Origin of the sequence: Saccharibacillus kuerlensis DSM 22868 (assembly GCF_000378145.1) — a bacterium.
GTDB classification, from domain to species: Bacteria; Bacillota; Bacilli; order Paenibacillales; family Paenibacillaceae; genus Saccharibacillus; species Saccharibacillus kuerlensis.
Genome location: NZ_KB899277.1, coordinates 178,815 through 198,946 on the forward strand (window position 1 = coordinate 178,815; position 20,132 = coordinate 198,946).

The following is a 20,132-nucleotide window of genomic DNA, read 5'->3' on the forward strand; positions in this document are numbered from 1 at the left end:
GTGCCTCGGCTACATCTTCCCATACCGAGAAGAGATGCGCAACTTTACAAGGTAGTTACCTCGTACTGAGCGGACTGTGGTTTGCCTCCCCTTACGCCGCAATCTCGTTGAGATTTTAGGAGCAGGCCCATCTGCAAAAAGGGATCGCCGAACGATAAAATTACTCGGAATCTGCCAGGGAAGAACGAATTATCGTATCGATACTTCCGTCTTCACGGCCGACGATGACCGTATGTGCCATATCGACGAACAGTCCATTTTCGACCACACCAGGAATCGCATTGAGCTGCGCATGAAGCGAAGCCGGATCGGGAATCGATATCGAGCGGCAGTCCGCAATATAGTTGCCATTATCCGTTATGTACAGCTCTCCGTTTTCCATACGCAGCTCCGGGTTCAATTGCAGCGCTTTCAGCGCATCCAGAGTCCACTCATGGGCAAAAGGAATAATCTCCACCGGTAAAGGAAAAGCGCCGAGCGTATCGACAAGCTTGTCTTCCCCGACGATCACGAACATTTTGTCGCTTCGTGCCGCCACAATCTTCTCGCGCAGCAGCGCTCCGCCACCGCCCTTGATCAGCTGCAGGCTGCGATCCACTTCGTCCGCACCGTCGATCGTAATATCGATCTGCCCCACTTCCGCAAAAGGCACAATGGAGATACCCAGACCTCGCGCCTGCTCCTCCGAGCGTTTTGATGTAGCGACAGCGCGGATATTCAGCCCTTCCTTTACCCGCTCGCCCAACTTTTCGATCGCATAATAGGCCGTCGATCCTGTGCCAAGACCAACTGTCATACCGTCTTCTATTGCTTCTACCGCCCGTTCGGCGGCCAGTTTCTTCGTATTCATTTCCACCACTCCGTCCCGATTCGACATTTTTTTGAAAAGTCTTCCTTGTTTATTTTAGGCAATTGGTTTTCGTAAAACAATCTTTTTCTTAATATTCTCAAACCCGGATGCTTGGGTCGCAGCCTTGTTCAATATTCTTTCTTTTCAAAAAAAGCCCATAAATAAAAAGACTTCAAGCTCCGCCGCAGCGAGACTTGAAGTCTTCATAATTCCAGCCGATCTCTTACTCCCAACCCGAGCGTTCCCGCAGAGCAGCAATCTGAGACGTATGATGCTGTCCATGCCAAGCATAATGCGATGTCTGCGTATCGAGACGATTCCATTCCCGGGACTCCGGGTGATAGAAAGTCTTCTGCCACTGCTCCGGCGTCAAAGACTCCAGCAGGAATGCCCAGCGTACATGCAGCCCGCGCAGAATCATCAGCGAAGCACCGACGGCCAGCTTCGTGTCGGGCTGTTCCGCCCACACCGCTTCTTCATAAGGCTTGATCGTCGGACCGTCTTCGCTCAGCGCAAGCTTAAGACGAATATAAGCGTTCATATGGCTGTCGGCCAAGTGGTGGACAACCTGCTTCACACTCCAACCTCCTGGTCGGTATGGCGTATCCAGCTGTTCCTCGCTCAAACCTTCGATCGCGTCTTCCAGCCGGTCCGGTAGACGTCGAATATGTTCAATCCACTCTTCGCGCTTCTCTTCATCCGATTCAAGCGCGTCATTCGGACGCCCGATCGGATAACGCATAGATTCCAATTCAGCTTCACTCGTAGCGTGTTCAGTCATGGTTTCTTCCCCTCCGGATGATACTTGTCGATTGTAATCAAAAAGGGCTTCTGCACAGCTTGGCTGTGGCAGAGCGGCTCCTTTCGGCTCCATCTATTTTAGCTTGGATCATGTCATTTCGACTTGGATGATTCTATTCGACTCAGATCATTTTGCTCGGATCGACATAGCGATCGAATTCTTCTTCGGTCAACAGACCTGTCGCCAGCGCCGCTTCCTTAAGCGATGTTCCTTCCTCATGCGCTTTCTTCGCGATCTTGGCCGCATTTTCGTATCCGATGTGCGGGTTCAGCGACGTAACCAGCATCAGCGAGTTGCGCAGGTTATGTCCGATTTTATCGAGATTGGCTTCAATGCCTACCGCGCACTTGTCATTGAAAGCAATAATCGAATCTGCCAGCAGATTGACGGACTGCAGGAAGTTATAAATCAATACCGGCTTGAACACATTCAGCTCAAAATTGCCCTGACTTGCGGCGAACCCGATTGTTGTATCATTGCCGAATACTTGGGCGACCACCATAGTGATGGCTTCCGGCTGGGTCGGATTGACCTTACCCGGCATGATCGAGCTGCCCGGTTCGTTGGCCGGAATCGTCAGCTCTCCGAGACCGCTGCGCGGTCCGCTTGCCAGCCAGCGCACGTCGTTGGCAATCTTCATGAGGTCGGCTGCAAGAGCTTTGATCGCGCCATGGGTGTAGACCGTTTCATCATGGCTCGTCAGCGCATGGAATTTGTTTTTCGCGGATGTGAATTTGGCCTGCGTGAACTGCGAGATATACTCGGCTACTCGGTCACCGAATTCCGGATGCGCGTTGATGCCGGTTCCGACCGCTGTTCCGCCGATCGCAAGCTCTTTCATCTGCTGCACGCTCTCCTTGATCATGTAGCCGCTCTTCTCCAGCATCGCGGACCAGCCGCTGATCTCCTGACCGAGCGTGAGGGGAGTCGCGTCCTGCAGATGCGTGCGTCCGATCTTGATGACATCCTTGAACGCTTCCGTCTTCTCGTCGAACGTTGCCTTGAGTACGGAGATCGCAGGCAGCAGTTTGTCTTCGACAGCCATGACTCCCGCTACGTGAAGCGCAGTAGGGAACGTATCGTTTGAGCTCTGGGACATATTGACATGATCGTTCGGATGCAGCCGTTCTTCAGTTGTCCCCTTTTCCTCAAGCAGCTGATTGCCGCGATAGGCGATAACTTCATTGACGTTCATGTTGGACTGTGTGCCGCTGCCCGTCTGCCAGACAACGAGCGGGAAGTGATCGTCAAGCAGTCCTTCAAGAATCTCGTCAGCTGCCTGGGCAATTGCACCGGCTCTAGCTTCGGACAGCTTACCAAGGTCGCGATTGGCAAGTGCAGCGGATTTTTTCAGGATCGCAAAAGCACGGATGACTTCGGAAGGCATCTTCTCCTGGCCGATCGGAAAGTTCTCTTTGCTTCGCTGCGTCTGTGCGCCCCACATTTTATCTGAGGGCACCTTCATTTCTCCAAGCGTATCTTTTTCGATGCGGTAATCCAAAATCCGTCTCCTCCTTCGTCATGATCACAAAATAGTCACACTTCAATTTTAATTGTAGCGTTTTCAAGAGTCAAAAAGATAGCTTTCTGCCCAACATTTTTTACAGAAAGCGGAATGACGATTGTCCCGGCACAACCGCCTTGCTATAATCGGAACCATTACCTGCCGGGAAGGAAGAATGCGAATGACGAAAGTCGAACAAAACGGGCCGCATCTGGAACAAGCGCAATCCCTGGAACGGTTGGCGATCGAAGCATGGCCGCCGAGAGTCCGTCAGCCGCTGGGCGGCTGGCTAATGCGCGCGTCAAACGGAATCAGTAAGCGGGCCAACAGCATCTGGACCGGAGCGCCTTATCCGGATGTTGAAGGAGGATGGCTGAGTCATGCGGAAGATTTTGCCGAACGACACGGTATTGCTCCCTGCTTCTATGTGAGCGATACATCTCCGGAAGATCTGGACGCAGTGCTGGAAAAGGCCAGATATACGTTTCGCGATGCCTGCTTTCTGATGAACGGGTCGGCTGCGCTTATCCGGAAGCTATCTTCCGGACGTTTGATTGAAGGTGAACAGCCGGAAACCGCATGGCAGCAGCAAGTCGAGGTTGGCACTCGATCAGCAAACCCCGATTGGCTGGAAGACTTTCTGGAGCTTGAAGGCTTCCCTCTTGAAAAGGGTCCGGGGTACGCCGCCATCTTCAACGCGGCTGGCCCTGAAAAAACGTTCGTCAGGCTGCGAATCGCAGGAGAAACTGCAGCAATAGGAGCTTCTGTTCTACAGGACGGCTGCGCTTATGTCAGCAGTATAGCTGTCGCATCGAAATTTCGGCGGCGCGGATTGGCATTTCGCCTAATGGCAGAACTGTCCGGCTGGGCTGTCGAACATGGCGCTCGGGATATGTATCTTCAAGTTTTACAGGATAATCTGCCAGCAGTACGGCTGTACGAAGCGCTCGAATTCAAGATCCTGGCGCAGCATCATTATCGGATATTGAACGATTAACGGACTGCATACGATCAAAGCTTTAAAAAGAAGGTTTGAAAAGACGTGCGGCAGCCGCATAAAAGATGGAGCGTCCGTGGGACACTCCGTCAACGTGTCGAGAAAGTACAATCTTACGAAAAGTCTGGGAGCGGAGAAGGGAATTCAGTGAAGGAGCGATAGCGTTCGCCTTTGAAATCGGGAAAATTCCAATAAAATCTAATCCTTTTCCCGATTTCAACACGCGACCGTAACGAATTTCCTTTGCAGCCTCTGCGGCTGTTCGGTACATTGGACTTTCTCGACAGCCTGACGGAGCGTCTGTAGGACACTCCGTCTTTTTTTAAGGCTTTTACATCGAGCTCGGCAAACTCGCTGCATTTGTGATGTCCCGACGCGATCCCAGCGGAAGCAGCTCGAGCAGTTCGGTCAGCTTCTCAATTTCGTAAGTCGGCGTGATCCCGCTGCCATTCTCCAAAAGCTCCGGATTGTACCAACAGGTGTCGATGCCGTAATTATGGCCTCCCCGAATGTCCGAGGACAGCGAATCGCCGACAATCAGCACTTCGGATTTGTCGACGCAGCCGATTTTTCGCAGCGCATAATCGAAAATTTCTGGTGCGGGCTTGGCGAACCCCGCATCGTCCGAGACGATGATATGATCGAAGTGATCTTTCAGCTCCGAGCCTGAAATACGCGAGAACTGTACGTCGCTGACACCGTTCGTAATGATCGAGAGATCGTACGACGGCTTCAGCGCATCGCATATCGCCAGCGCGTCCGGCGTTAAGAACGAGCCAGCAGCAAAATGCCTCAAATAAATAGCCCCGAAAGATTCAGAGTCTCCCTCAATGCCGAGCTCCACGAACAACCGCCGGAAGCGTTCGCTGCGCAGCTGTGCCTGCGTGACCTTGTTCTGCTCGAAATCGAGCCACAGTGCCCGGTTGATAGCCGTGTACTGGGTCAGGCAGTCCGCCAAGTCCAAGTTCAAGTCGGCTTCACTCAGCGAGCTGGCTAGTGCTTCCCGCTCACAGCGTCGAAAATCAAGCAGTGTGTCATCCGCGTCAAACAGAATGTATCGGTAATTTTTCATGTTTTCGTTTCCCCTTCTTCCTTCAATGCTTCCACGACGGCGGGCAGGCACCAGTCGATTTCAGGCAGTCCTTTGGCTCGCAGAAAATCGTTCGTACGCGAGAACGGCCGGCTGCCGAAAAAACCTCGGTCCACCGAACGCGGACTCGGATGCGCCGACTTGATGACCAGGTGCCGGCTTTCGTCAATAAATGAACCTTTTTCCTGCGCGCTGCGTCCCCAGAGAATAAATACTGTCGGAGTCTCTCTCTCGTTAATCGCCGCGATCGCCGCATTCGTGAACATCTCCCAGCCGAGCCCCTGATGTGAAGCCGCAAGCCCTTTTCGCACCGTCAGTACATGGTTAAGCAGCAGAACGCCCTGCTTCGCCCAATGTTCGAGAAAACCGTGACGCACCGGCGGACAGTCCAGATCGTCATGCAGTTCGCGATAAATGTTTTCCAACGAGGGTGGCACATGCCTTCCGGGCTGCACCGAAAAACTGAGACCGTGCGCCTGGTTCGGTCCGTGATACGGATCTTGCCCCAGTATGACGACCCGCGTATCGGCGAAAGACGTCAAATGAAAAGCGCTGAAGATCCGATACATGTCCGGATATACAGTATGGCTCCGGTATTCATCTGCCAATTTGCGCCGCAGTTCCAGATAATAAGGCTTCTGCATTTCAGGATGCAGGATATCCGCCCAATCATTTGTAAAAATTGGTTTCATGTTTATCGGCTTCCTTTCCGTTCTCGCGGCAGGCATCTCGCATGGCCGTTGGCTGTCAGCTGTTAGTTGTCGGCTATCGGTTGTTAACTGCCGGCTGCTTGCTGGCTGTCAACACTGCCATTTAGCGTGTTTGTTCAAATTATACAGCAGCCTATACACAAAGAAAACGGCCTCCCTCCGGGAAGACCGTCAACTTCTATTCTTAGGAAACTCGCAGAACGGCACGGTTGCCGAACGGATCAAGCACGGAAGGACCTTCAGGCGTATCCGTCACTTCTATACCAGCCGCTTGCAGTGCAGCAGCCGCTCTGCTGCATTCTTCCGCATTCGGGTATTCGATCGTGAAGTAACTCAGACCGACCGCATTCGCGGGAGCAGCGGGAGCGCCGACGCCTGCCCACGTGTTCAGCCCCATATGGTGATGGTAACCGCCCGCCGAGACGAACAGCGCACTTCCGCCGAAATGCAGCACCACATCAAAGCCAAGTCCGTCTACGTAAAATTTGCGAGCTGCCGGCAAATTGCCGACGTGCAGATGAACGTGTCCGATGACCGTTCCTGCCGGCAGTCCATTCCACACGCCCGCCAGCTGCAGCAGCGAGTCCACGTCAACCGGATCGGTTCCCATGATATATTCGCCGTTCGCATCTTTTTGCCACTGTGAGCGCGGACGGTCCGCATAAATTTCGATACCATTGCCATCCGGATCATTCAGGTAAAAAGCTTCGCTGACCAGGTGATCGCCTTGACCGATACTCATCCCACTCTCCGCCAGATGGCGCAGTACTGTACCGAGTGATGCGCGGTCTGGCAGCAGGATTGCAAAATGGTACAGACCGGTTACGCTCTGCTGCTGCATAACCTGTGCATTCGCAACTTCTTCAATACCGAGCAGCACACCGCTGCCTTTTACGCCGAATTCGGCCGTCTTTTCCGTCTGCGCGATCAACGTCAGTCCAATTACATCGTGGTAAAAACGGATTGAACGTTCGATTTGGCTGACTTTCAACTGTACACGTCCCATATGTGCATCGGGATGAATCCGATAGTGAGTCATGGGTTGAACCTCCTCATTCCTTATATCATTATTTGTTTTTCATGAGTAATATTTCGATGTGTTTATCTTAATCCAAATGGTTACAAAAGTAAAGTAGGTGATTAAAATAAACTATTCTGCTTATGTTATATAAAAAAGCTTACAAAGATCGCGGGCTTACGCCGCTGATTTCTGTAAGCTTTTTTTATGTTAATGAGATAGCATTGCGAAATGCTTATTTTTAAGACGTTGAGAATGCTGCGTGACGGGCCAAAAACTCCATCGCCAAACGATTTTGTCCATCTGATACCCAATGTCCATCGAACGGGTACACCTTCATTTCTTTTTCCGAAGCAATCCGGTTGTATGCCGCATATACCGTCTCCGGCATACAGCACGGATCTTTGAGTCCGCATGATATCATAATCGGAATCTTGATCCGCGGCGCGAGATTCAAGTTATCAAAATAACTCAGCGTATGCAGGACCGAATTCAAATGTTCCGGATGCTTGCTGACGAATTCCGCCGCTTCGGACAGCGAGCTGTTGGAATTCAGAATCCCGAAATCCATATGACACATGTTTGGAATATGTGCGACTGCGGCTTTCGGTACAGAGCTTAGTGCGGAGACGATCAGCGCAAGACCCCCTCCCTGACTTCCGCCAATGAGAAAAATACGGTTCGGATCGCTTTCTGGCTGCGCTGACGCCCATTCCGCCGCACGGATCGCATCCAATGTAATCGCTCGATAATAAGCGGTCTCACGGTCCAAAATCCCTGGTGTCAGCCAGCCTTTGACTGCGCCATAAGGTTGCTCCAACCGAGTTCCCGTATCTCCACTCTGACCGCGTATATCAATGGACAGCACAGCAAATCCCATCAGGATGTAATGGGCAAAATGCTCCGGCATCCCTTTGCTGCCTCCGTATCCGTGGTAGTGGACCACACAGGGAAATTGTTCTTCATTTGATGACTTGGGAGTCAAATACCAGGCATGCAGCGGCGTATCATCCGCTCCCTCGTAAGTCGTCCGATACACATTCATTCCGCTCATCGGAGTATGAACAAGCTCTCTCGTTCCATTCAACGGCTTATTCGAGTAATCGGCCAATGTCTTTTCCCAAAATTCATCAAGATCCGCCGGTGCGGTCAGACAGGGATTATACCGCTCCAACTCTTGAATTCGCGCTTCAATCGCATGAGTCATTGCCATCCTTCCTCTCTGCATCTCCTTTATCGGTCCTCAACTTTCTTGCTCCAGGAGCTGCCGGTATATTCGTTCATTTTCTTCATCATAACAAACAAAAGCGACTTCTTGCGGACACACTTCATCATTTCCATTAGTCGACGTTCGCAGCAGGTCAAGTACAGCTGACAAAGCCGCTTTCGCCGCCGCTTCCTTCGGATAGCCGTAAATACCCGTAGAAATATTCGGGAAAGCGATTCGCTGCGCCCCTGCTGCACAAGCCTCTTCAATCGAACGAAGGTAGCAGCTTTTCAACAGTTCTTCTTCCCGATCCTGGCCGCCCCGGTATACAGGTCCAACTGTGTGTACAACAATTTTCGCCGGAAGCCGTCCAGCTGTCGTGACCACCGCATCCCCCGTATCGCAGCCGCCCTGTCGATCTCGGATCTTGTGGCATTCTGCCAGAATGGCGGGACCGCCAGCTCGATGAATCGCACCGTCTACACCGCCGCCGCCAAGCAGCGACGAATTGGCCGCATTGACGATAGCGTCCGTTTCATAACGAGTGATATCTCCGCGAACGATTTTGACCGCTGTCCCGTTTATCATGCTCTCCATAGATGATAACCTCCCAAATCGGATTCTAACGTAAACCTTACCCGAATGTGGTCCTGCTGCAGCGGCAGTCTCATCTATGGACAAGATTAGGACACCAGATTGCGATCAAACTGTTCGAATCGGGTCCCTTTGAATGTCAGCATTCCCCGATCATCTTCGCCTATAATTCCGTACTGTTCGCCGGATACTTCGAATTCTTTCCGCTCTCCGGTTTCCAGTTCAAAAGCCACATGATAAACTGTTCTGACCCGAAACTCTCCGCCGCCCTGCATTTCGGTACGCTTGCCGAATACACGCGCCGGCAGCGTCGAAACGCCTGCCGCGTTGTTGTTTCTTTTTTCTCTCATTGATTTGATGATGGTAGAGCCAATACCCAACACAAAGACAGATACAACCAGCAGCATGATAACGAGAAAAGGAATGACAAACCACAGCGGCGCACCGTCAAAAAAACCAGAAATCTCGCTCATAATCCCGGCTTCCTCGGGAACGACATGCACGATATCTCCATTAACATCTTCGATAAACTCGCCCTCATTAAAAGGATCTTGTTCCATATCTCTTCCTCCTTGCCCTTATATACTCACTTCATAAGATGCTTGCTTAATTAAGGAACGCAGTCAGGAACGATCAAGTTTCTTTTTCCGCAAAAAAACTACCGGCCAGCGAACCGAAGGAGTTCGGTAAGCTGGCTGGTAGTTTTGCTCAAAAGTTTCGAATATTCAATTATTTCGCTTTAGCTGCTTCGACCGCCGCTTCTACGTTTGCAAGCGTCGGATTATCGACTTTCTCGCCGTTAACAAAGATTGTCGGCGTACCCGTGATTTTGCTGTCGTTTCCAGCTTTGACGTCGGCGTCGACGTCAGCCTGGTACGTTTTGTTTTTCAGATCTTTCGTGAACTTCTCAATATCGGCATCCGGCACGCTTTCCTTCACCAGATCAACAATGTAATCTTCCGTGATCCAGTTTTCCTTCACCTTAGTCGTATCCTGGTTCGCGTATACGGCTTTGTAGTAAGGCCAGAAATAGTCCGGATTTTGTTCGTACAGCGATTGTCCGCCCAGAGCCAGAAGTGTGGAATCGGCGGCCAAGAATGGATAGTCCGCAAACTGGAACGAAGCCTCATTTGTATCGAGGTATTTGGTCTGCAGTTCAGGCAGTACCGTTTCCGACCAGATCTTGCAGTCCGGGCATTTATAATCGCCAAACTCCACAATCTTGACATTCGAATCCGGATTGCCCAGTGTCGGCTGATTGGATGCATCGTAATTGGTCAATACAACCGATTCCGTCGTCTGTGCCGAATCGGTCGGCTGGGTTTCCCCTGCTTTGGTCAGTACATAAATCAGCACCATCAGCACCACAACAAGGCCGACAAAGCCCAAAGCGATGACGCCCAGATTGCTCTTCTTGCGCTTCGATCCCGACGTCCATTGGGAAGCCGATGCATTTTGGTTCTGCGGCTTCGGTCTCGGAGCTCCCCCCGTGTTTTTCGCAGCATTTTGCGGCTTACCCTTTTTCGGTGCCGGCTTTTTGTTTTTGCTCATCCCTTTTCCCCTTATCTTCAAAGTTTGCCTGCTTGCCATTCGGCCCTGAAAACCGACATCCGCAGGCTCGACTGCCTTACATTATATCGAGTTTTGACGGTTAGGTTCAAGCTTACAAGCATCATGCGTAAAAATAATGCGTCAAAATTGCTTAAAATGGGGAAAAAATTGGGTAGGGGAATTTCGATGCCTTTCGGCATCCTAAAGAATTCCCAATTTACACGAGGAGGAATTGACGTGAAATTTTTCTTGGACACCGGTAATCTGGAAGAAATCAAGCGGATTGTCCGCTTGGGTTTGGTGGATGGCGTAACGACGAACCCTTCGCTTATCGCAAAAGAAGGCCGCCAGTTCAAGGACGTCATCAAGGAAATCACGGCAATCGTTCCCGGTCCCGTTAGTGCGGAGGTCGTATCGCTCAAAGGCGATGAAATGCTCGAAGAAGCTATGGAGATCTCGCAGTGGGCCCCGAACGTAGTCATCAAGCTGCCGATGACGGAAGAGGGTCTATACGCCTGCCATCAGCTGACGCAAAAAGGTATTAAGACCAACGTAACGCTGATCTTCTCGGCCGCGCAAGGTCTTATGGCTGCCAAGGCGGGTGCCACATTTATCAGCCCGTTCATTGGACGCCTTGACGACATCGGTCTGGAAGGTATGCAGCTGATCAGCGATCTACGCAGCATGCTCGATATTCACGGCCTCAAATCCGAGATTATCGCAGCCAGCATCCGCAATATCGGCCATGTTCAGCAGGCAGCGCTCGCAGGTGCGCATATCGCGACCATCCCGGGTTCCATTCTGCCGAAGCTGTGGGGACACCCACTGACCGACAAAGGTATCGAGCAGTTCCTGAAAGACTGGGAAAGCGTTCCACAGGCCGCGGAAGCAGTCAAAGAAGAAGCTAACACCAAGTAAGAAGCTGCTGATTTAAACCAAATAGCTGTCCGACGTAAAGAAGCCCGCTCCTCAAGGAGCGGGCTTCTTTATGTTCACCGAATCAAAAGCGTCTTTCTTCTAATACTTACGAAGCTTGACCTCTCTCCTCCGGCAGCGTCAAATCTTTCCTCGGCTTTCTCGGCTGGCCTTTCCAAGACAGGTAAGTCCAGATACGCAGCACTTTCTCAACCGGCCCTGTTTTGAACCTTTTTAAATACAGCGGGCTGAGCCACAGCTGAACCGCATAAACGGCCAATACAATAACGGCTCCGACAAACACACCAGCCCGACCAAACAGCCCTAACCCGTACCCATAAAAGATTGTTGTACAGATCACCGTTTGCAATAGGTAATTGGTCAGCGACAGTTTGCCTACCGCCTCGAAGTTTTGCAGCAGAGAGAACCGCCGAACAGTTGTGTAAAGCAGTGCAAAAGCGTAAATATAACCAAGCGCAAGCAGCGTCCCTCCGAGAAGATCGCCTAGACCGAGGCCCGGCAGCGTCCCTGTGAAAAAGCGAGGTGCCAGTACGCTGAAAGCTTTCAGAATCAAGCCGAGTGCAATAAAGATTGCAGCTCGCTGCGCATAGGTTCTGTGCATCGTCTGCGGATTATCGAATGTGCCTCTTTTTGCGGCTCTCATTCCCAGAAGAAACATCGGCGCAATCAAAATGGGCGCAAATAGAATTCCAACAAGCATTACGCTGCTTTCTTCTTCACTGAACATCGCTGCATGATTGCGGAAGTTCATGATTTCCAAGTAAGTTCCGCTGCCATAGACATCCCGGCTCTGCATAATGTAGCTGCGTGTATGGGATGAAGACTCCGCAGTAGACTCCTCCAGATTGACCGGCACCATACCGATTGCTCCCATGACGGTCAACAGCAGCACAGACCAGACCAGCAGCGTCTTCGGCTTGCGGTTCAGAAACAGCAGTAGGAAAAAGCCGGTTGCTCCATAAAACGTCAAAATATCGCCTTCCCACAGAAACGTCGCGTGCAGCATTCCGATGCCGATCAACAGCAGAAAACGCCGGGCCAGATGACATTTGGGCCGCAAGTCACGCGCCTGCAGGCTGTCCGACAGTTTGACTATGCCGAAGCCGAACATGTAAGCGAAGATCGGCATAAAACTGCCCACTACCGCAATAAATAGAAAAGAATGAAACGCCAAGTCTGCTCCTTCGATACCAAACAGCTTCGGCTCGCTTTCCCCAAGTATCCCGTACTGAAAGATCAACATGTTGGCTAGAATGATACCTGCTAGGCTGAACCCTCTCAATCCATCGATCAATTGAACCCGTTTTGTCGATTTGTTCACTTTCATCACCTCTACCTTCAGCATAACCACACTCTCTAAAGAGACGTTAAAGCCTCTCTTAACGTTTGCTTAACAATGGGAAAAAGGGATCTGTGACTGTTTAACTTCCGTTAAGGTTTCTCTGATACACTATTGAAAGCAACAAATGTACATAAGGAGGAATACAGCAATGAATCAAGCCAGAATTCTGATCGTGGACGACGAAAAAGCGATCGTACAGATGATCGAGATCGTGCTGCGGAAGGAAGGCTTCAAACATATCGATACGGCGGGTTCCGCTGCGGAAGGTATGGCTCTGCTGCGGGAACACGGTGCGGACGTCATCCTGCTGGATGTGATGCTGCCTGATCGAACCGGCTTTGAACTGGGTCCTCAGATTCGTGCTCTGACAGATGCGCATCTGATTTACCTGACGGCGCGGACAACCGATCTGGATCGGCTGACCGGCTTTGCGGTCGGCGGTGACGATTACGTCACCAAGCCGTTCAATCCGCTTGAGATTGCGGCCCGGATCAATGCGCGGCTGCGACGCTCATTGCCCGAGCAGCATATATCTAGCCCCCCAATGGCAGTCGAAGAAAGTTCGAGACAGCGTTATGATTTTGGCGGTTTTATTCTCGATGAAGGAGCGGGCGAGTTGCTGGTAAATGGACATCCCGTCCCTTGTCCCGCACAGGCTTATCAACTGCTGCTGTTTTTATGCCGCCATCCGAATATCGTTTTTTCGAAGTCGCAGCTGTACGAATCAGTCTGGGGGTTCAACGGATTCGGCGATGATAATACAGTGACGGTCCATATTCGAAAAATCCGCGAGCGTATCGAATGTGATCCGGGTTCTCCGCGCTATTTGCTGACAGTCCGGGGACTTGGCTATAAGCTGGTAGAAGGCGACCGGACATGAAGAAACAGGCCAAGATTAAGAGGGTTCGAATTGCGCGAAGGCTCGGCCTTCATTTTACAATCCAATTTCTTATGACGTGGCTGTCCGTAATTTTGACCATTTTCGTCTGTTTGTTCGCCATCCTCCATTACCTTGGCAACGAACAGCTGCGCAGCAGCTCTCCGGCCGGCATTCTAGAGTCGCTTTCTACAGAAGCAATCGTGAATGACAACAGCGTCGAAATTCCGTCTTTTTGGCCGGAACAGCTCGTCGAACTGGAATATTGGCTGCAGATTGTCAACGATCAAGGAGAAGTCATCTACGCCTCTAACGTCCCGGAAGAGATTCCCGGCCGCTATACATCCTCCCAGCTGCTGCTCATCAATGACACCGGACGCTTGAACAAACATCGGCTCGCAACCTTTTATGAAGACCTAGCCGGCATTCGAATCTTCTATCTTCTCGGGCGGGAAGACGTCAATGGAGAAATGCTCCGCGAATGGTTCAACGAATATGCGGAAGGCGGACAAATTCCCGTTTCCGTTCAGACTTTGCTCGGGAATCAAGCCTCTAATCTGGGTGCCTCGCTTCGGGTGCTCGATAATAAGGGGCGTACCATACAGAGTATCGGGAGCGATACGAATCTTGAAGCATACGGCGCATTGGATCTGATCAAGCTTCGCAACGCCCCGGGCAAATCAGATACGGAACTCGCTTACTATTACGATCCCTTTTCCGAGTATACTTGGCTGCTGGAATGGCCTAAACCGAATACCCAAACAGCGAATCAGCCGATGTTCCGAACGCTTATTATCGTTTCGAGCATTGTCGGCGGTTCCATTCTGCTGCTGACCTTCGGTGTATCCGCTTGGCATGGTTACCGGTACGGAGGTCCTTTACTCCTGTTCATGCGCGGCTTCGAACGTATGGGCCGTGGCGAATACGAGCAGGTCTTCACGGAGAAGGAGCGCCGAAAAATTTTTCGCAAAAACGGACGTTTCCGCGCTCGTTACAAGCTGTATCGCGAGGTAATTGCCGGATTCTCCGATATGGCGGACGAACTCGCCCGTGCGCGTAACGAACGTCTGCGTCTGGAGCAGTCCCGTGAAGAATGGATGGCCGGCATCTCACATGATCTGCGCACACCACTGGCAGCGGTACAGGGTTACGGTCATCTGCTGGAGAGCGGGCAGTTTCAATGGAGCAACGAAGAGCTGCGGAATATGGGCGGCGTCATCCGGGAAAAAAGTGGTTACATGCTGGAGCTGCTGCAGGATTTCTCGCTTACATTTGAGCTCAAGAACCATACGCCGGGCGAAAATCTGGAACCGCTCGAACTAAATGAATTCGTTCGGCGGACGGTGCTGCGTTACGTCAACGATGCCTCGCTGCACAATGCTGTCTTTGATTTTGAAGAAAATCAGACGCCTGTCATTATTCTCGCAAACTCCAAATGGTTCCAAAGACTGCTCGACAACCTGATCTCAAACGCTGTCAAACATAACGATTCCGGTACGGAAATCGTATTGTGTGTGAGGAAATGCGGGAATGAAGCGGTCATTGAAGTTCGAGACAACGGCAGCGGCATGGACGAGGAAACGAAGTCGCGCCTGTTCGACCGCTATTATCGGGGAACCAACACCGACGAAGGAGTCGACGGTGCCGGTCTTGGCATGAGCATCGCCTACGCCGTCGTAACCGCACACAAGGGAACGATTACCGTAGACTCCAAACCGGGTAAAGGCACTCTGATTATCTTAACATTCCCCTTAGCCCCTCTTCTGCCCGAAACCATTTCCGCAGACCAGCATAGGTTGGAGAAATCGAACCGAACGACTTAAAATTCACATTGAAAAAGTGCGCGTTCTTCTTTCGAATAAGAAGAGAATGCGCACTTTTTCGAAATCCAATTTTTCGTCCATTAGACATTTGACACCGCTTTCTGAACTTCGTATACTTGCCTGAGCAAGCAGCAAAGTCAGAACAAGCAGGCCGGCCTTCTAAGGCAGAAAACGGCCGCTTTAGAGGAGGGCTCCCCTTGTCTCAACCGCAAGATTCGATCGGGTTTCAATTGGGTGTGATCTACCGCAAAGTCAGCAACCGTCTTGCCGCTCGGCTCAAAGATTATGATTTGACCCCTGAGCAGTGGTCCGTCATGTGCTGTATTTGCTTCAAAGAAGGCATGAACCAAAAAGAGATTGCCGAACGTACGGTAAAGGATCAGCCGACCGTTACCCGTATCCTTAATGTGCTGCACCGCAAGGGGCTGATTATGCGCAGCAGCGACCATGCGGATCGCCGTGCCTATCTGATTTTCCCGACCGACAAAGGCCGTCAAATTACGGAGGAGACGTCGGTCATTGAACGTCATCATAACGAAGCCATGATTGAAGATTTTACACCCGAACAGCTTGAGCTGCTGCTTGAAGCATTCCGTAAAATCGAACGCAACGCGGAGCGCTACGAAGACGGAAGTTCTGGAGATGGAAGTTCTGTAGAAGAGCCGAATGTCACTGAACCGTTTTGATCTTCTCAAAAAGTTCAAACAGAGAACCTATTCGCTATTCGCAGTTTGCATACAAGACGCAATCAGCCGGGTTCACTGTGCAAATGAAAAAGCGTTCAGCTCAGTGCCGACGCTTTTTCGAATCTTTGCGGGCCTGCAGTCTTGCTTCTGCTTCACGAGCCTGTTTCAATCCTTCTTCCAGATCGTCCAGCTGTCCTGCAGGTCGGAACACTGTGCCGCCGTGGCAAACTTCCATCCGCTCGGGATCCAGCCGACGAAGGATATCTGAACCGCTGCGCATTGCCATTTCAGGATCTGGAGTAAATCTGGCAGGAATAATCCGGCCGCTTTTGGCATTCAGCATATCGCCGGCCAGCAGCACCCGTTCTTTATCGTGGTAGTAGACGGTATGTCCCGGCGAATGTCCTGGCGTAAAATAGGGGATCAATGCGCCGATTGCAGCCAATTCTCCGTTTTTCCCTGCAGTTACAGGCAGCGGCTGCAATAATCCTTTTTCCACATGTGCGTAAGCTCGCTCTTTGCCGGGATAAGCCAGATCTCCTTCCGCATAGGGGATCTCTTTGGCATGCATATAGACGGGAACATCATGGGTGCGCAGCAACTTTTTGAGACCACCTACATGATCGGAATGACCGTGCGTCAGCAGTATCCGTTTCAGTGGGCCGGCGTTCATTCGATCAATCTCTTTCAGGATGGAACTGGTCATAAAGGATAGGCCGGTATCAACTAACGTCACTCCGTCTTCCTCCGCCACAATCCATACGTGAATCGAGATTCCCATCCAGACACTTATACTTTTGATAGAATCCGTAATGACTTTTACTGCCATGCTTAATCGCTCCGTTCCACAGGTTAGGTTCGTTTCCTTGCTTCCTGTACGATAAATTACTGACGTCTTAAATTCAGCACCTCAAGAAGCCGCCTCTTGACCATAAGAGGCGGTTTCTTGACTGTCAAGCGTTTCTGTGGCTGATGATTCTGTCATACAAATCCTACTCTTCCTCCGGAACTAGGACCAAGCTTCCCAGAATAATCGAACCGAACAGCAGGATACGCAGTTCGATTGGCTCCGAAGAAAGCGCAGCGCTGGCCAAACGCTCAATATGAAGCGTACTCCAATCTCCTGCCTTTGCCCCCGGAATATCTCCGGTGCCGAGCACGATCCCATCCGCATTTCCGCCCAGACGCAGTTCAATCCGGCCGGCGGTTCCTGTATTACATACCCTCAGCTTGAAGCCTCCAATTCCCTCAGCAAGATGGACATCATGAAAGATCATTTCTCCCGGCCGCGTAAGGTCGTCGGGCCTTGCTGACGTCTGTCCATGCTCGCCTTCGTCGATCCGAATATTCTCATAATCGTCAAAATTTTCGGCACGTGTCATCTTGTAAAGATTGCGCGGAGGAACCTCTTCCCCCTGTACCGTTATCAACGTTTGTGCACGGATATCGCCAGACGACGAGCCGATCAGCAGCGTATAGGAGCCAGATTCCACGCAGAATTTATCCCTCGTCACGTCCCAAAAGGCTAATTCGCATACCGGAAGCTTGAATGTCACCGTTTGGGTCTTGCCGGCCGGAATGAAGATGCGTTCGAATCCCTTGAGATGTTTCAGAGGACGCTTAACTCTCGAATGTTCTGCCCTTGCATACAGCTGCGGCACTTCATCTGCATCCATTTTGCCTATATTCGCAATATCGATCTTCACTTCGACGATATCTTCCGGACCGAATGATTTTCCGTTCAACTTTGGATTGCCGTATCGAAACTCCGTGTAGCCTAGTCCGTGTCCGAATGGATACAGTGTCTCGCCTTCGAAGTATTGATAGGTTTGTCCGCTTTTGATGATATCGTAATTCAATATGGAAGCCAGGTCTTCTTCCGAACGATACCAAGTCATACTGAGCCGTCCCGCAGGCGAGGTTTCGCCGAACAGCACGTCGGCAATCGCAGCGCCCATCTCTTGGCCGCCATGGGCGGTGTACACAATTGCCGGAACCTTCTCGGCAATCTCTCCCAGTGCAAACGGATAACTTCCTACAATCACGACTACCGTATTCGGATTGGCCGCGTGAACAGCCCGGATCAACTTCTCCTGCTGCGGCGGCAGCGCAAGCGAAGGCCGGTCGATCTCTTCTTTCCCGTTGATATAAGGATTGCTGCCGACGCAGACGATCGCGACGTCGCTGAGACGCGCAGCCTCGGCGGCTTCCGCAATTCCGTCCTTCACGGTCTCCAGACGCAGCTTCGCCGCAGTGTCTTCGTTACCGGCAATTAGAGCGCGCAGTGTACGCGGACCTTGCTCATGCGAGCTTTCCGAATTTACTCCCCGTGAGGTTTCGCTCCAACCGATCGCTGCGTCGTTCCACTGACTCAACGTTATTTCTCCGTTACGTCCTTCTTTGAGATCCAACAGTTCTTTCACAAACCAACCGCCGACTTGTGAAGCGGAAGCAGCGAGAGGTTGAGCATCCTGAGCGCTGACGAATCTGCCGTTGGCATGGGCGCGCAGGGTATGCTGTCCCCACCCCCAACGGGTCAGCTCCAAGAGCGAAGTTCCGTTGGCGTCCGTATTCCATACATCGTTCTTTTCGGCTGCCTCCATGCTGTCTTCGCCGTGTTCCGAAGATTCCTTTGTCTCCTCCGTGTCTTTCAGTTCCAATAGACCGCCTGCATTCGCCTGTACGAACAGTACACCTCCGTCCTCAGCGTCGTGCAGCCGGATTGTATCGCTGCCTTCCGCATAATGCACAGCGGTTCCGCTGCTTTCTCCTTCCGCTGCAACCATCCGCCTTGCCCTTGCTGTCATCCAGCGTACCGCTTCGTCCGTATCCGCCGCCGCTTCATTCGCTTCCCTCACGGTAGTCGCTGCGGCAGCACGCCGTGCCAAGTCATTGTCCGTACCGGGCTCGGCGCGGAACCCGGCATCCAGCCTCACACGGACGCCATCCAGAATCGATATGCGGTACGGCAGTGTGCCGCTGTACCAATCTGTCCAGACTGCGTCAGCCGTCGGTCCGACAACGGCTGCGCTCGATAAGTCCGCGCTGCGCAGCGGAAGCAATCCGTCGTTTTTGAGCAGCACAACGGATTCGACAGCCGCTCTTTTCGCCAGCACGGCATGCTCCGGAGCGCAGAGGACCGATTCCGGGATTGCGGCATACGGATTGATTTCTTCCGGATCGAACTGACCAAGCCGGAAGCGGATGCGGAAAATATTGACCAGTGCACGATCAATTTCTTCCTCACCAATCAAGCGGCGTTCCAATGCTTCTCGAGCTGCCTGAATGACAAGTTCGGGTTCGTCCGTTAGACTGTCCACCCCGGCAAGCAGCGCTCCCGCCACCGACTCGGCATGCGACTCGTGATACTTGTGAAAATTGACCGTCTGCGACAAGTCGCCTCCGTCACAGACGATAAAGCCGTCCATTTTCCATTCGTCCTTCACAAAGCGCTGGACGTAAGGACTTTCGATTGCCGGCGTACCATTGATCGAATTATAAGCGGTCATCATCGACAGTGCCCCGCCTTCTTCAAACGGAATACGGAATGCTTCAAGATAATATTCCCTCATATTTCGCGGTGTTACACTCGATGAGCCGTCCAACCGCCCGACTTCATTATTATTGGCGAAAAAGTGTTTGAGCGTTGCGACCATCTTCAAATAAAAATGATGTTCGCCCTGCATGCCGCGCACAAGATTTGCTGCCAGCTTGCCCGCCAAATGCGGATCTTCCCCGTAAGCCTCTTCCGTACGTCCCCAGAGCGGATTGCGCTCCATATCGACCGTTGGCGCCCACAGTGTCAATCCATGCATCTCAGGTTCGCTCTTATAATAGCTGCGCGCTTCGTCTCCAATCACAGAACCGATCTCGCGCAGCAGCTCTTTGTTCCAGGTGGAAGACAAGCCGATCGGCTGTGGAAACACGGTTGCGACACCTTTCCAGGCCACACCATGCGCTGCCTCTCCGCCGATGCGGTACATGGGTACACCGAGACGATCCACTGCCGCCGGCCGGGTGGGCAGCAGCGACAGCTTTTCTTCCAGCGTAAAGCGCGATACCAAGTCGCGAATCCTTTCTTCCAGCGCTCGAGTATGATCCAAATATAATTCCGTCATTTCTTTTCCCTCCTTCAATTAAAGCGT

Annotated in this window: 18 protein-coding genes; 5 read left to right on the forward strand and 13 right to left on the reverse strand. The window is 51.8% G+C overall.

Going from position 1 to position 20,132, the window contains the following annotated elements; all coding sequences use genetic code 11:
* Positions 1 to 160 precede the first annotated feature (160 nt).
* The 3 genes from rpiA to fumC all read right to left on the reverse strand — a co-directional run bounded on the left by rpiA (position 161) and on the right by fumC (position 3,153).
* Positions 161 to 850 (reverse strand): ribose-5-phosphate isomerase RpiA, encoded by a 690-nt coding sequence (gene rpiA, locus F456_RS0100810; protein WP_026293566.1) that lies wholly within the window; start codon positions 848 to 850, stop codon positions 161 to 163.
* Between the two features lie 223 nt (positions 851 to 1,073).
* The gene (locus F456_RS0100815; protein ID WP_018975097.1) at positions 1,074 to 1,631 is read right to left on the reverse strand and encodes a YfiT family bacillithiol transferase; all 558 of its coding nucleotides are present in this window, start codon (positions 1,629 to 1,631) and stop codon (positions 1,074 to 1,076) included.
* Positions 1,632 to 1,773: 142 nt separating this feature from the next.
* Positions 1,774 to 3,153, reverse strand: coding sequence for a class II fumarate hydratase (gene fumC, locus F456_RS0100820; RefSeq protein ID WP_018975098.1), 1,380 nt, complete (start codon positions 3,151 to 3,153; stop codon positions 1,774 to 1,776).
* 184 nt (positions 3,154 to 3,337) lie between these two features.
* Between fumC and F456_RS0100825 the strand changes: the two genes are divergently transcribed.
* Positions 3,338 to 4,153 carry a GNAT family N-acetyltransferase gene (locus tag F456_RS0100825; protein WP_018975099.1) on the forward strand — a complete coding sequence of 272 codons (816 nt, stop codon included), beginning with the start codon at positions 3,338 to 3,340 and terminating at the stop codon, positions 4,151 to 4,153.
* Positions 4,154 to 4,484: 331 nt separating this feature from the next.
* Here F456_RS0100825 and F456_RS0100835 read toward each other — a convergent pair whose 3' ends face one another.
* From F456_RS0100835 to F456_RS23360, 7 genes are all read right to left on the reverse strand, one after another.
* Positions 4,485 to 5,225: a YjjG family noncanonical pyrimidine nucleotidase gene (locus F456_RS0100835; protein WP_018975101.1), complete on the reverse strand. Its 741-nt coding sequence runs from the start codon at positions 5,223 to 5,225 to the stop codon at positions 4,485 to 4,487.
* A complete protein-coding gene (locus F456_RS0100840) occupies positions 5,222 to 5,935 on the reverse strand; it encodes a uracil-DNA glycosylase (protein ID WP_018975102.1) in 714 nt (237 codons plus the stop codon). The genes F456_RS0100835 and F456_RS0100840 overlap by 4 nt, the downstream gene beginning before the upstream one ends.
* Before the next feature lie 202 nt (positions 5,936 to 6,137).
* On the reverse strand, positions 6,138 to 6,992 hold the full coding sequence (locus F456_RS0100845; RefSeq protein WP_018975103.1) for a VOC family protein: 855 nt from the start codon (positions 6,990 to 6,992) through the stop codon (positions 6,138 to 6,140).
* 220 nt (positions 6,993 to 7,212) lie between these two features.
* Positions 7,213 to 8,178, reverse strand: a complete 966-nt coding sequence (locus tag F456_RS0100850) for an acetylxylan esterase (RefSeq protein ID WP_018975104.1) — start codon at positions 8,176 to 8,178, stop codon at positions 7,213 to 7,215.
* A 36-nt stretch (positions 8,179 to 8,214) separates the two neighbouring features.
* Positions 8,215 to 8,775 (reverse strand): O-acetyl-ADP-ribose deacetylase, encoded by a 561-nt coding sequence (locus tag F456_RS0100855; protein ID WP_018975105.1) that lies wholly within the window; start codon positions 8,773 to 8,775, stop codon positions 8,215 to 8,217.
* Positions 8,776 to 8,861: 86 nt separating this feature from the next.
* A complete protein-coding gene (locus F456_RS0100860; protein ID WP_018975106.1) occupies positions 8,862 to 9,332 on the reverse strand; it encodes a DUF2500 domain-containing protein in 471 nt (156 codons plus the stop codon).
* Positions 9,333 to 9,501: 169 nt separating this feature from the next.
* Positions 9,502 to 10,323 carry a DsbA family protein gene (locus F456_RS23360; RefSeq protein ID WP_018975107.1) on the reverse strand — a complete coding sequence of 274 codons (822 nt, stop codon included), beginning with the start codon at positions 10,321 to 10,323 and terminating at the stop codon, positions 9,502 to 9,504.
* Positions 10,324 to 10,560: 237 nt separating this feature from the next.
* On the opposite strand from F456_RS23360, the gene fsa reads away from it, so the two are divergent.
* Positions 10,561 to 11,241, forward strand: coding sequence for a fructose-6-phosphate aldolase (fsa, locus tag F456_RS0100870; protein ID WP_018975108.1), 681 nt, complete (start codon positions 10,561 to 10,563; stop codon positions 11,239 to 11,241).
* A 106-nt stretch (positions 11,242 to 11,347) separates the two neighbouring features.
* Here fsa and F456_RS0100875 read toward each other — a convergent pair whose 3' ends face one another.
* Positions 11,348 to 12,586, reverse strand: a complete 1,239-nt coding sequence (locus F456_RS0100875; protein ID WP_040924857.1) for a DUF418 domain-containing protein — start codon at positions 12,584 to 12,586, stop codon at positions 11,348 to 11,350.
* Between the two features lie 163 nt (positions 12,587 to 12,749).
* Here F456_RS0100875 and F456_RS0100880 point away from each other — a divergent pair, with 163 nt between their 5' ends.
* The 3 genes from F456_RS0100880 (at position 12,750) to F456_RS0100890 (ending at position 15,987) form a co-directional block, all read left to right on the forward strand.
* On the forward strand, positions 12,750 to 13,481 hold the full coding sequence (locus tag F456_RS0100880) for a response regulator transcription factor (protein ID WP_018975110.1): 732 nt from the start codon (positions 12,750 to 12,752) through the stop codon (positions 13,479 to 13,481).
* Positions 13,478 to 15,301: a sensor histidine kinase gene (locus F456_RS0100885; protein WP_018975111.1), complete on the forward strand. Its 1,824-nt coding sequence runs from the start codon at positions 13,478 to 13,480 to the stop codon at positions 15,299 to 15,301. Before F456_RS0100880 ends, F456_RS0100885 begins: the two co-directional genes overlap by 4 nt.
* A gap of 197 nt (positions 15,302 to 15,498) precedes the next feature.
* Positions 15,499 to 15,987 carry a MarR family winged helix-turn-helix transcriptional regulator gene (locus F456_RS0100890; protein WP_018975112.1) on the forward strand — a complete coding sequence of 163 codons (489 nt, stop codon included), beginning with the start codon at positions 15,499 to 15,501 and terminating at the stop codon, positions 15,985 to 15,987.
* A 100-nt stretch (positions 15,988 to 16,087) separates the two neighbouring features.
* Here F456_RS0100890 and F456_RS0100895 read toward each other — a convergent pair whose 3' ends face one another.
* Both F456_RS0100895 and F456_RS0100900 read right to left on the reverse strand, forming a co-directional pair.
* On the reverse strand, positions 16,088 to 16,816 hold the full coding sequence (locus tag F456_RS0100895; RefSeq protein ID WP_018975113.1) for an MBL fold metallo-hydrolase: 729 nt from the start codon (positions 16,814 to 16,816) through the stop codon (positions 16,088 to 16,090).
* 163 nt (positions 16,817 to 16,979) lie between these two features.
* On the reverse strand, positions 16,980 to 20,105 hold the full coding sequence (locus F456_RS0100900) for a glycoside hydrolase family 3 protein (RefSeq protein ID WP_018975114.1): 3,126 nt from the start codon (positions 20,103 to 20,105) through the stop codon (positions 16,980 to 16,982).
* Positions 20,106 to 20,132 lie beyond the last annotated feature (27 nt).